This is a genomic window from Mucilaginibacter sp. JRF, assembly GCF_015223065.1.
Classification (GTDB): domain Bacteria; phylum Bacteroidota; class Bacteroidia; order Sphingobacteriales; family Sphingobacteriaceae; genus Mucilaginibacter.
Map to the genome: position 1 here is coordinate 89,220 of NZ_JADFBY010000009.1, position 13,441 is coordinate 102,660.

A 13,441-nucleotide genomic window follows, 5' to 3' on the forward strand; every position below is an offset into this window, starting at 1 on the left:
AAAAGCGGCGCTATTGTTTTACCATGCGGCTGCCGTAAACCGGCCCTGCGCTGTTTTGCGGTTTGGCCTGTAGCTTAATGGTAACCTTGCTTTTGCCTTTGGTAAGCTCGGTAGGTATATTGTATTCAATATCGTAAAAACGGCTTTCCTTATACTTATTCAGATCCTCGGTAGTAATCTTTACGCCATCAACCAAAACATCAAACACACGGCCGCGGTTATCCATGCCCCAGTAGGTATTTATCAGCGTATTTTGCTTGTTGGGGTCGGTTTTCATGGTATACTCCAAAAAGCCGCCACGATGTGCCGCACGGAATTTCTTTTGGTGATCCTCGCCGGTTTCGCCATGCTCATCGGTAAAGTTATGGTCGCGTTCAGGCTGCATCTCACCCAGGCGGATCAGGTCGGTAGTACGGGCTTCAAGCTCCTGTTGCTTTTTGCGCTGCTCCTCATAGGCCTTTTGCTGCACGGCCCAGGTGGCAGGCGTAAATACATCCCAGTAAACAGAATAATATTGATTGTTAACCTGGTTAAACGGCACCAAAGTAACATCAGCAGGCTGCGCAATGCTCGCCGTACGGAAACTTAGTTGATCCTTATCCACCATTTGCAGCCATTTGTTCGGGTCGGTTTCGCTGGTAACAAATACCGGGGTGCCTTTCATTGGGTCGGGCTCGGTGTTACCTAACACGCCAGCCAATAATACCGGGCCATAAAATACCGCCTGGCGATTAGTATTATCAGGCATGGCCTCGGTATAAATATGCTCGGGCATAGTAAAGCTAACCTTGTCGTTATTCTTCCAACTGCGGTTGATTACCAGGTAACCGTCAGCATACGGCGTAGCCTCTATTGGTGAGCCATTAACTTTTAATGTGTAGCCATTTGTCCAGCTTGGCTTGCGCAGGCGCAGTGTGAATTTGGTGGTTTTTGTTGTGCCAATGTTCAGCGTAGTTTCATCATTAGCTGGCAGGTTGGTTTGCTGGGTAATGGTAACGCCTTTCTCTTTCCAGGTTAATACCGATGGAATGAACAGGTTTACATACAAACTGCCATCAGCACCCTGAAAATAAATGCTCTCGTTATACTTAACATGGTTCTCCATACCCGAACCCACACAGCAGGTAAACGTAGTAAACGGCGAACTGAACTCCTTGCGACCACCCATTCGCAGAGGCACAAAATAGCACATCATGCCATCATCATGGTTTTGCGATGCGAGGATATGGTTGTACAACGCCTTCTCGTAATAATCCATCAAATACGCTGATGGTGCCTGCGCGAACAGATGTCGCGTTAGCTTAAGCATATTATAGGTGTTACAGGTTTCGGTAGTGCTTTCGGTAAGGGTATTGTTCAGCTTGCGGGCAGGGCCCAGGTATTCGTAATTACTGTTGCCGCCTGTGGCATAGGAGTGATCGGTAACTACCGTTTTCCAAAAGAATTTGGCAATACGGTCATCCTTTTCATCCATATTAACCTGGTAACGGCGGGCGCTGGCAATAATTTTAGGTATCTGCGTGTTAGAGTGCTTGCCGGGCAAAATGTCCTTTTGCTCAGCTAATGGATCAAGTATCACCTTATCATAAAACTTGTACGATAGGTCGAGATACTTTTTCTTGCCCGTTATGGCGTACAGGTTCACCAGCGTTTCGGCCATACCGCCATACTCGCAGAAAAGCATTTTTTGCAGCTGCTCGTCGTTCAGGCCGTTAACGGTGTTGCCCGTCCAGTCGGCAAGGCCTTCGGCAACCTTAAGCGCCTGTTTGTTGCCGGTGTATAAATAGGCATCCAGCAAACCGGCAAACACCTTGTGCACCGTATACCACGGCGACCAGCCACCATTCAAATCAAACCCATGCGAGCGGATATCGCCCTTGGCTACCTCGGCCCAAATGGTATCTTCTTTAGGTATGGCGCCTATGTAGCCGGTTTTGCGGGCAACCTGGCATTCGCCCAGTTCGGTAACTATATAGTTGGCTCGTTTTAAAAATTCAGCATCGCCGGTTGAGGCATAATGCAGCGCCACGGCCGATAGGTAATGCCCCAGGCTATGCCCCGCAAGGCCTGATGATTCCCAGCCCTCGTACTTAGCGCCCTTGGCTTTAAGGCCGGAGTGCACGCGAAAATCAGACAGTAACCTTTCCGGTTCTATTGACAGTAAATAAGCTACATCCTTATCCATAGCCGTTTTAAACGGACTTTGCAAAAGCTTTACCTGTTTAAGGTTAAAGGCATAAGCCTTAAGCGGAGCCTTGGGTTTTACGGCCATTTGCTTATCATTAAGCTCGGGCAGGTATGATTGTGCCATAGATGCCTGACTGAACAACAAGCCCGTAACAAGGGCGGCAAATAATTTACTCCTTTTTTTGAGGTACATATATAAAGGTATAATTAACAACGCTGCGCGTTAAGTGAACAAGGCACTAAGTTAGGTAGTGGATATATTGCTTTATGCGTGGTTATTGGCCTATACTGTGCATATTTTGACCTCTTTTTTTCGGGAGATGATACAGGTCAGGTTTTTGGGTAAAATGTAATAAGTATAGGCTAATTTGTTATGAAGCAGCCATGTGTTTTAAAACTACTTTTGTATAAAAAATATTAATTACGAGATGATAAATTTTAGCTGGAAAGGTGTTTTCCCGGCAGTAACAACCAAGTTTACTGCGGACGATCAACTGGATTTTGATGCTTTTGACATAAACATAAAGGCACAGCTTGAAGCCGGTGCTGAGGGTATAATATTAGGTGGTTCGTTAGGTGAGGCAAGTGTGTTGACCGAGGACGAAAAATTCAGTCTGCTTACCCATACATTAAGTTTAGTTAACGGTACCGTGCCGGTTATTCTGAACATTGCAGAGCAATCAACCCGTGCGGCCATTCGCGTTGCGCAAAAAGCCTATGAGCTTGGTGCTGATGGTTTGATGGTATTGCCCCCAATGCGTTATAATGCCGATGAGGACGAAACCATTGCCTACTTCTCAGCCATTGCCGAGAGTACCCCGCTACCGATAATGATCTACAATAACCCGGTTGATTACAAGATAGAGGTTACGCTGGATATGTTTGAGCGCCTTTCGGTTTACCCAACTATTCAGGCCGTTAAGGAATCAACCCGTAATGTAATGAACGTTACCCGCATGATCAACCGCTTCGGCGACCGTTTCAAGATAATGACAGGTGTTGACCCGATAGCTACCGAAAGCATTATTATGGGTGCCGATGGCTGGGTTGCCGGTTTAGTTGACGCCTTCCCGAAAGAAACCGTTGCTATTTTCCGTTTGATAAAGGCCGGTCGTGTTGATGAGGCTATCGCTATACACCGTTGGTTTTTGCCGGTATTGGAGTTGGATATTCATGCCAAACTGGTACAATACATTAAGCTTGCCGAGGTTGCCACAGGTATTGGTACTGAGCAAACCCGCGCGCCACGCCTGCCATTAAAAGGTGCCGAGCGCGAAAGGGTATTAGCGGTTATTAACGAGGCTTTGGCCAACCGCCCGCAATTACCTGAAGGAAGTTGGGGCAGATTAGACGCGGTAAGTTTATAAATTTGACGAATGATCAAAGCACAAAATATTGTAGGCTGTAAACACATATCATTATCGGGCGAGCGCTTTAAGGCTGTTGATCCATCAACAGGCCAGCACCTTGAGGGCGATTTTGAGGTGGCCGATGAGCAATTGGTTGAGCAGGCTATGCAGGCCGCACAACAGGCTTACAGCAGCTACAAAAATATATCGAACACAAAAAAGGCTACGTTTTTACGCACGATAGCCGAAGAAATAAACGCTTTAGGCGAAATATTAATTAACCGTGCTTCGGCCGAAAGTGGTTTGCCAATAGCCAGGTTGACAGGCGAAATGGGCCGCACAACCGGCCAGTTACGCATGTTTGCTGATCTGGTGGAAGAAGGCTCGTGGGTTGAAGCGGTTATTGATACCGCCTTGCCCGAGCGTGCACCCTTACCCAAGCCCGATTTACGCCGCATGTACAAGGCCATTGGCCCGGTAGTGGTTTTTGGGGCGAGTAATTTCCCGCTGGCGTTTTCTGTTGCCGGTGGCGATACGGCTTCGGCCTTAGCTTCGGGATGCCCGGTGGTTGTAAAGGCGCACCCTGCACATCCCGGTACCAGCGCCCTGGTTGGCGAAGCCATCAGCAAAGCGGCTGTAAAGGCCGGTATGCCCGAGGGCGTATTCTCATTGTTGCATGATTCAGGCTATGCCGTAGGCACCGCATTGTTGAAACATCCGCTTACTAAAGCGGTAGCGTTTACCGGATCGTACAAAGGTGGTATGGCGCTGGTTGATATGGCCCGCGATCGTAAGGAACCGATCCCTGTATTTGCCGAAATGGGCAGCATCAACCCGGTAATATTATTGCCTGAAACATTGAATAAACAACCCGAAACACTGGCCTCCAAGTACGCCGCGTCTATCACCCTGGGCGCGGGTCAGTTTTGCACCAATCCCGGGTTGATACTGGCTGTTAAGTCGGATGCCTTGAATGTATTTATTGATAACCTGAAAAAAGCCATTGAAGTTGTGCCATCAGCTACTATGCTTACGCCGGGGATCTGGCAAAATTATCAAAACCTGTCGCAAGGTGTGGTTGGTGAGGCTGGTATTGAGGTGATAGCGCGATCGGGCAATATTAATAAGGAACTTAGTAACCAATCGGTAGCCACAGTAGCCAGCGTTAAGGCGAGCGATTTTATCAGCAACCATAAACTTAAGGAAGAAATATTCGGCCCTTGGTCATTACTCGTTGTGGCTGATGATGTGCAGGAGCTTGAAGCTGTGGTAAATACTCTCGATGGACAGCTCACCACTACCGTTATGGCCGAGCGAGAGGAGCTTGCGGCTTATGCTACTTTGCTTGATAAACTGGCAGATATATCAGGCCGGGTTATTTTGAACGGCGTACCAACCGGTGTTGAGGTTTGCGCGGCAATGCAGCATGGCGGGCCTTTCCCTGCGGCGAGTGATAGCCGTTTTACCTCGGTAGGTACGGGCGCTATCTATCGTTTTGTGCGCCCCATAGCATGGCAGGATTGGGAGGATAGCCTTTTACCGGACGAGTTGCAAAGCAGCAACCCGTTGGGCATTTGGAGGCAGGTGAATAACGAATGGACGAAGCAATAACATGAGCAGCAAAACTTTTTTCTGTATAGATGCGCATACCTGCGGTAACCCTGTGCGGTTGGTTGCAGGTGGCGGCCCTCAGCTCAAGGGCGATAACATGAGCGAAAAGCGTCAGCACTTTTTAAAAGAGTACGATTGGATACGCACCGGCCTGATGTTCGAGCCCCGCGGGCACGATATGATGTCGGGCAGTATACTTTATCCACCACATGATCCGGAGAATGATGTGGCCGTATTGTTCATTGAAACAAGCGGTTGCCTGCCCATGTGCGGGCACGGTACTATTGGTACCATCACCATAGCTATTGAGGAGGGATTGATACAACCCAAAACTCCGGGCGTGGTCCGCATGGAAGCACCTGCCGGATTGGTCATTATCTCTTATAAACAAGTGGGCCAAAAGGTAACCTCGGTAAAGTTGGTAAACGTACCGTCTTACTTAGCTGCTGAAAACCTGGAAGTAGAGTGTCCTGATCTGGGTAAGCTGACTTTTGATGTAGCTTACGGAGGTAATTACTACGCTATCATTGATCCGCAGGAGAATTTTAGCGGTTTGGAGAATTATACCGCCGGGCAGCTCATCAGCTGGAGCCGTACCATCCGTACCCGCATTAACGAGAAGTATAATTTTGTGCATCCGCAAAACCCAACCATAAACACCTGTACGCATGTGCTGTGGGCGGGGGCGACCTTATCTGACTATGCTACTGCCCGCAACGCCGTTTTTTATGGCGATAAGGCCATTGACCGTTCGCCTTGTGGTACCGGTACCTCGGCACGTATGGCGCAATGGCATGCTAAAGGCAAGCTGAAAAAGGGCGATCAGTTTATCCACGAAAGCATTATCGGCAGTAAATTCACCGGCACGGTTGAGGATGAAGTGAAGATAGGCGATATTGATGCCATTGTACCCGGTATTGAGGGTTGGGCAAAGGTATACGGCTACAACACCATCAAAATTGATGATGAAGACCCATACGCGCACGGTTTCCAGGTTATTTAAATCAAGCTTAAAATAAGGTTGCCGCGAGGTGGCCTTTTATCAATATGTCAAAAATAGTTATTATCGGAGGGGGTATCATGGGGCTTAGCTCTGCCTATTATTTGCAGCAGGCAGGCCATCAGGTTACCATCCTCGAAAAAGGCGACCTGAGCGATAACTGCTCGTTCGGTAACGCGGGCATGATAGTGCCCAGCCACTTTATACCTTTAGCAGCGCCGGGCATGGTGCAGCAAGGCATCCGCTGGATGTTTAACAGCAAGAGCCCTTTTTATGTAAAACCATCATTAAGTGGTGAGCTGATATCATGGGGGATGAAATTCCTGAAACATGCCAACAATGCGCATGTGGAGCGCTCGGCAAAACCATTGCTGGATATATCATTATTGAGCAAAAAACTATACGAAGAACTTAACGCTCAGCCCGGTTTTGATTTCGGTTTGGTTGAAAAGGGCATCCTGATGTTCTACAAAACCGAAAAGGCAGGCGAGGAAGAAGCGCATCTGGCCGAAAAAGCCCGTGAGTTAGGTTTGGATATGGCCGTTTTAAGTGCCGGTGAATGCCGGACCCTGCAACCAAACCTGGCTCTTGATGTGCTTGGCGCGGTGCACTACCGTTGCGATGCGCATTTATACCCTAACAGGTTGATAGCCCTGATGGTAAATTATCTGCAAAACAACGGCGTAAAAATTGAACGTAATGCCGAGGTTACCCGTATTGAAACCGCCGCGGGTAAAATATCAAAGGTATTTACCGGCAGCAAGGTTTGGGATGCCGATCAGTATATTATTGCGGGTGGCTCATGGTCGCCGGCCATAGCTAAAATGGTTGATATTAGCGTACCGCTGATGCCGGGTAAAGGCTACTCATTTATGGTGCCTGAGCCGCAGCAGCGTATGCAGATACCGGCCCTGCTTTGCGAGGCCCGCGTAGCCATTACACCCATGAATGGCAGCATCCGTTACGGTGGAACGATGGAGCTGGGCAAGATCAACAATAACATTAACATGAACAGGGTGAGGGGTATAGTTGAATCGATACCCAAATACTTCCCCGACCTGCACCCCGAAGTTCCTGCCGAGCAGGATATATGGTTCGGTTTCCGCCCGTCATCGCCGGATGGCTTGCCCTACATTGGTCGCAGCAATAAATACAGCAACCTGGTGGTAGCAACCGGCCATGGTATGATGGGGCTGAGCCTTGGCCCGGCAACCGGTTTGCTGGTTAAGCAGGTGGTTGATGGCAGCAAAACAGAGATCAATATCGACGCGTTCTCGCCAAACAGGTTTTAACAGTATTTTATCAGGCTTGCACCCTATGTTAGCAATATTTTAACATAGGTGCGAGCCTTTTTTGTTTTTTAGGGATAAAATAGTAAATTGGTACTTTCGGTTAACTGATATTAACAACATGAAAGTATTGCAATTCACCATACCTGTAGCGCACGATAAAAGTGTGATAACCGATCAGGTGGAATTGCCTTACCATTACCCGCATCTGCATCGCCATAAAGAGGCGCAGCTTACCTGGGTGCAAAAGGGAGAGGGTACGCTGATAGCCGGAAATAACATGCACGCCTACACTGCGGGCGAGATCTATTACATAGGCCCTAACCTGCCGCATCTGTTTAAAAGTAATCCCGATTATTTTAAGTCCGAAGATCACAGGCCGGTAAAGGCATTAACGGTTTTCTTTAACCCGGATGGTATACTTTCATCCATGTTCGAGTTGCCGGAGCTGCGCCCGGTAAAGCAGTTTTTAAATCAGCATACACAAGGCTTTAAAATACCGGTTGCTAATTGCGATGCCATTGCCGCCATAATGATGCAGGTTCGTGAAGCCTCGGGCAGTAAAAAGCTGCTGCATTTTCTGGAACTGATGCAGGGCATGGTAGCCGTTGAGGGCAAACCCGAAGCGTTATCCACTCATGGTAATCTGCCATCAATGGCCGAAAACGAAGGCATCCGCATAGGTAATATATACAACTATATTATGCAGAACTACAACGGAGCCATCACCCTTGATGATGTTGCCCGTGCCGCCTGCATGACCTCCGAATCATTTTGCCGCTACTTTAAAAAGCACACCGGGCACACCTTTGTATCTTTTTTAAATGAGGTACGGGTAAATGAGGCCTGTAAACGATTGACCTCGCATAAGTTCGAGAACGTATCAGAAATTGCCTTTAAATGCGGCTTTAAAAGTATCACCAACTTTAACCGAGTATTTAAATCGGTAACGGGTAATTCGCCACGCGAGTACCTGGATAATTACCTCAACAATATCAACAATCTTTCGCAAACCGCATAAGGTTAAAAACAGACTACTATTTGGCAAATTACAGCCGAATACGCTTTAGCTACAGCCGTATTTTTATAGCCTGATAAAAGCAGGTTCATTTAAATATGGTACTATTCTACATATCCCCTAAAAAATACATAAACCGACGTTTGGCAATTATCGCGGGCGTGTTAATGCTAAACTGTACGCTGGCCAATGCCCAATCGCCCTGGGATGCACTGTCAAAAAAGCCATCAACGTTAGGTATTGAAGCCGGTATTGATGCTTATAATACATCAGCTTTTAACCTGAAACTGGTAAAGGCATCGCAGACTGTGGCCGGGCTTGAGCCCAAAGCTGCCACAGGTTTTGATTACATCCCTGCCGACAAGTTAAAGCAGCGCAGCGGCGATGGTTTGTACCAGTTAGGCGATATCAACATCAGGCTTAAAACGGAGGGCGATACAGCCTGGAAAAGTTTTTCCTCAGCCACTAAACGTGCCCCGGTTAAGGCGCTGGCTATAAACGATACCGTATTAGCCGCTGCTGATCTGGCCGCCACCTTGCCTGCCGATATCCCGCTAAAGGTTGAGCGCTTTTGGAAACAGCGAAACGGGCAATTGATATTGGAATTCGCGTTAACCAATACATCAACCAAGGCAGTAGAGATTGGGGCGTTAGGTATGCCGATGATATTCAATAATATACTTCAGGATAAGTCATTGGAAAAAGCCCATGCCGAATGTGTGTTTTACGACCCCTACATAGGCAACGGCGCAGGCTATTTACAGGTTACCCGCCTAAGCGGCGAAGGCCCCGCCTTGCTGGTTGTGCCCGATGGTAATACGCCTTTTGAAGCATACAATCCGCTATTGGATGACTCAACCCCACGAGGTATTGATTTTGAAGGCTTTTACGAGTGGATGGTACACAGCAAAGCCTATGCTGACAAGGAATGGAAAAAAGCCGAACCCTGGAATGAACCGACCTCGTTTACCCTCAAGCCCGGCGAAACGCGCCATTACGCCGTAAAATTTATTTTGGCGGACGCGATAAGGGATATCGAGAAAACATTGATAGCCAATAACCGCCCCGTAGCTATGGGTGTACCGGGCTACATTATTCCACAGGATGTGGATGGTAAGCTGTTCCTGAATTATAATAAGCAGGTGCAATCTATACAAGTGCTACCCGAAGGTGCCTTAACTTTTACCAAATTGAATGATGCTCCCGCCGGATGGTCGGCCTATCAGGTTAAGGGCAATTTGCGGGGCAGGGCAAGGGTTACTGTTACTTATGCCGATGGCTTAAAGCAAACCATCAGCTACAAAGTAATAAAACCCGAAGAACAAGTGGTGAAAGATTTTGGCAACTTTTTGACCACCAAACAATGGTATCATAATGACAAGGATCTGTTTGGTCGTAACAACTCCGTAATTACCTACGATTACGAGAAGAAAGCCAAGGTATTGCAGGATAGTCGTGCCTGGATAGTTGGCCTGAGCGATGAGGGCGGCGCAGGCAGCTGGTTAGGTGCCATGATGAAGGAGGTAATTCAACCCGATAAAACTGAAGTACAAAAGCTACAGCAATTTGTTAACCACACCATTTGGGGCGGCTTGCAGCACAGCGAGGGTAAAGAGAAATACGGCGTTAAAAAAAGCCTATATTATTACGATCCTAAGAATATGCCTGCCGGTACTTACAGCGACAGTATTAACTACAAAACGTGGGCAGCGTGGGATAAAAAAGGCGCTGATGATATAGGTCGGTCATACAACTACCCGCACGTGGCCGCGGCGCATTGGGCCTTGTACCGCCTGGCGCGTAACCATAAAGGATTGGTGAGCGAGTATAACTGGCAATGGTATTTAACCAATGCCTATGGCACCAGTATGGCCATGATCAGCCTGGCGCCATATTATGCGCAGTTTGGGCAAATGGAGGGCACGGTGTTTTACCTGATAGTGCAGGATCTGAAAGCCGAAGGCTGGGGTGAAATGGCAGGCCGGTTGGAAGTCGCCATGCGCAAGCGTGCTGATCACTGGCGTACGCTGCAATATCCGTTCGGTAGCGAAATGCCCTGGGATTCAACCGGGCAGGAAGAAGTTTACGTATGGTCAAAATACTTTGGGTATGATGACAAGGCGCTGGTAACCCTTAATGCTATTTTAGGCTACATGCCAACCGTGCCGCATTGGGGATACAACGGTTCGGCACGCCGTTATTGGGACTTTTTGTATGGCGGCAAACTATCTCGCGTGGAACGCCAGTTGCACCACTACGGCTCGGGGCTCAATGCCATACCTGTGCTTACCGGTTACCGCAGTCAGCCTGATGATCTGTATTTGCTGCGGGTAGGGTACGGCGGTACGCTGGGTGCCATATCAAATATTACCGAGGATGGCTTTGGCCCGGCGGCATTCCACTCGTTCCCGTCAACCTTGAGGATAGATTACCTCTCCGGCGATTACGGGCCTAATTTTTTTGGCTACGCCGTAAATACCGCGACCTACATAGTTAACGATGCTATCTTTGGCTGGCTGGCCTTTGGTGGTAACTTAATCACAAAAGGCAATGTGGTGAATGTAGCTGTAACCACAGCAGCCAGATCAAAGGTGTTTATTGCGCCATTAAAGCTATGGTTAACGTTGGATGCCGGTAAGTTCAAAACCATATCGTACAATAAAAAAACAGGCGCGGTAAGTTTTACGCTCGATAAGGCGGATGCTTACACACCATCAGCCTACCTGCATATTGAGGGTGGTGATAATAAATACCGCTTACCGCAAACCAAAGTGCGGGGTGCTTACGTAATTAAGCTAAACAGCAAGGTCGCAAGTAGCTTTACGCTGTTAAGCAAATAGTATTCGTTCATAAGTTCAACGCCGGGTATAAACAATACCCGGCGTTGTTGTTTTTGCGTATTTTTGCAGGGTATTTATTCCTGTTTTAAACTATGGCCCGTTACAAGCAATTCGCCTTTAAGCAATTTGGTTATTTTGATATTGATGCCACGGCTGATGCGCATGCTTTGCACCCTGAATTCGCGGGCAGCGTTAAGGTTGCATTTATAGCGGCAGGCGGCAGTGTTACGGTCGATTTTAAGGAATACCGGTTGGAGCAGGATGCCTTATTCTTTATCAGTTCAGGCCAGTATTATCAAATAGCTGATAATAGCCGGGGTACCATGATCTACTACAATCGCGATTTTTATTGCGTAGCTATTCACGATAAAGAGGTATCGTGCGATGGGTTGTTGTTTCATAACGTGTACGAGATACCGGTAATTATGCTGAGCGATGAACAGTCTGCCATTATGCGATCTATCATAGCCGAGATAAAGGAAGAAATAGCGCACGATGACTCCAGCATGGAAGAAATGCTGCGCATCCTCCTTAAAAGCATCATCATCAAAGCAACACGTATATATAAGGTACAGCACAATACCTCAACCGATGAGGCTAAACAGGAGGTGGAGTTCTCACGCAAGTTCAGTCAGTTGGTGGAATGGCATTATACTAAGCATCATACCGTGGCCGAATACGCCGAGCTGCTGAACATGACACCCAAGGCGCTCAACAAACGCATTACCCGATACACCGACAGTACTCCAAATGATATTATAAAGAACCGCATCATCCTCGAAGCAAAACGCCTGCTGGTACATACCGATCTTAGCGTAAAAGAAATTGGCTATAAGCTTGGGTACGATGATCCATCGTACTTTATACGCTTGTTTACTAACCAAACTTCATCATCACCGCAAAATTTCAGACAACATTACCAGCAAACAGAAGCGGTTTAGCGTATTTTTTGTCCAAAGGGGAAAAAAGTGCAATACATGTATAAAACCGTGCATTGAGTGGCTTTGTTTGGCGCCATACCTTTGTTGTGTTCAATTAAACGTAATAATTAAAACATAAACAAAGTCATGAAAACTCAAACTATCTCACAAGGCGTTTCAGCAGTAATTTTAACCATCGCATTAACCGGCTCAGCCGTGGCACAGGTAGCCGACCCTGCAACCGATCCGCATATTGAAAGCAATACCAAAGCATTTTTAAATGTATTAAATTCAGGTAACGGCAAACCGTTGGAGCAGCTTAGCCCGGTTGATGCCCGCGCGGTGCTTACCGGCGCGCAATCATCAGTAAAGGTTGATCTGTCTGGCATCGCCGTAACTGATAAAACAATAGAAGCCGATGGCCAGTCGATCAAACTGCATATTGTAAAACCCGAGAATAGTAAAGGTACATTGCCGGTATTCATGTTTTTTCATGGCGGCGGCTGGGTACTGGGCGATTTCCCCACCCATCAACGCCTGGTGCGCGACCTGGTAGTTAATTCAGGTGCTGCCGCTGTATTTGTTGATTATACCCCATCGCCCGAAGCACAATATCCTACGGCCATTAACCAGGCTTATGCCGCCACCAAATGGGTAGCCGCACATGGTAACGAGATAGGTGTTGATGGTAAATGCCTTGCCGTTGTAGGTAACAGCGTTGGTGGTAACATGGCCGCCGTTGTTGCGCTAATGGCTAAACACAAACAAGGCCCCGAAATTAAGCTGCAAGTACTGTTATGGCCGGTTACTGATGCTAATTTTGAAACAGGCTCATACAACCAATTCGCTACAGGCCGTTTTCTGACCAAAAACATGATGAAATGGTTTTGGGATAACTACACTACCGACCAAAACGCCCGTAAAGAAATATACGCTTCACCATTGCAAGCCACTACCGAACAATTAAAAGGTCTGCCAACTGCCGTAGTACAAACCGCAGAGAATGATGTGTTGCGCGATGAAGGTGAAGCCTACGCCCGCAAGCTTGACGAAGCTGGTGTAAAAGTTACCGCTACCCGTTATAATGGCATGATACACGACTGGGGTTTGCTTAACCCGCTGGCAACCGTACCGGGCACACAATCAGCCATGTTACAAGCCGCTGCCGAAATTAAAAAAGCACTCAAATAATCTCCAACATAATCAATAATGCGAAGCATCGGGTAC

Annotated in this window: 9 protein-coding genes; 8 read left to right on the forward strand and 1 reads right to left on the reverse strand. The window is 47.6% G+C overall.

All coding sequences use genetic code 11. The features are described from left to right. Window positions 1-10: 10 nt before the first annotated feature. Complete coding sequence (locus IM792_RS18145; RefSeq protein ID WP_194103323.1) at window positions 11-2,380, reverse strand: glycoside hydrolase family 127 protein; 2,370 nt, start codon at window positions 2,378-2,380, stop codon at window positions 11-13. Between the two features lie 235 nt (window positions 2,381-2,615). Here IM792_RS18145 and IM792_RS18150 point away from each other — a divergent pair, with 235 nt between their 5' ends. From IM792_RS18150 to IM792_RS18185, 8 genes are all read left to right on the forward strand, one after another. Next, window positions 2,616-3,554: a dihydrodipicolinate synthase family protein gene (locus IM792_RS18150; RefSeq protein ID WP_194103324.1), complete on the forward strand. Its 939-nt coding sequence runs from the start codon at window positions 2,616-2,618 to the stop codon at window positions 3,552-3,554. Between the two features lie 9 nt (window positions 3,555-3,563). After that, a complete protein-coding gene (locus tag IM792_RS18155) occupies window positions 3,564-5,147 on the forward strand; it encodes an aldehyde dehydrogenase (NADP(+)) (RefSeq protein ID WP_194103325.1) in 1,584 nt (527 codons plus the stop codon). A gap of 1 nt (window position 5,148) precedes the next feature. Beyond that, complete coding sequence (locus tag IM792_RS18160; protein WP_194103326.1) at window positions 5,149-6,150, forward strand: 4-hydroxyproline epimerase; 1,002 nt, start codon at window positions 5,149-5,151, stop codon at window positions 6,148-6,150. A 44-nt stretch (window positions 6,151-6,194) separates the two neighbouring features. Beyond that, a complete protein-coding gene (locus IM792_RS18165) occupies window positions 6,195-7,439 on the forward strand; it encodes an FAD-dependent oxidoreductase (protein WP_194103327.1) in 1,245 nt (414 codons plus the stop codon). A gap of 118 nt (window positions 7,440-7,557) precedes the next feature. Further along, complete coding sequence (locus IM792_RS18170; protein ID WP_194103328.1) at window positions 7,558-8,457, forward strand: AraC family transcriptional regulator; 900 nt, start codon at window positions 7,558-7,560, stop codon at window positions 8,455-8,457. A 95-nt stretch (window positions 8,458-8,552) separates the two neighbouring features. Beyond that, complete coding sequence (locus tag IM792_RS18175; protein ID WP_194103329.1) at window positions 8,553-11,294, forward strand: DUF5695 domain-containing protein; 2,742 nt, start codon at window positions 8,553-8,555, stop codon at window positions 11,292-11,294. Between the two features lie 92 nt (window positions 11,295-11,386). Then, the gene (locus tag IM792_RS18180) at window positions 11,387-12,235 is read left to right on the forward strand and encodes a helix-turn-helix domain-containing protein (RefSeq protein WP_194103330.1); all 849 of its coding nucleotides are present in this window, start codon (window positions 11,387-11,389) and stop codon (window positions 12,233-12,235) included. A gap of 126 nt (window positions 12,236-12,361) precedes the next feature. After that, window positions 12,362-13,405, forward strand: coding sequence for an alpha/beta hydrolase (locus IM792_RS18185; protein WP_194103331.1), 1,044 nt, complete (start codon window positions 12,362-12,364; stop codon window positions 13,403-13,405). Window positions 13,406-13,441 lie beyond the last annotated feature (36 nt).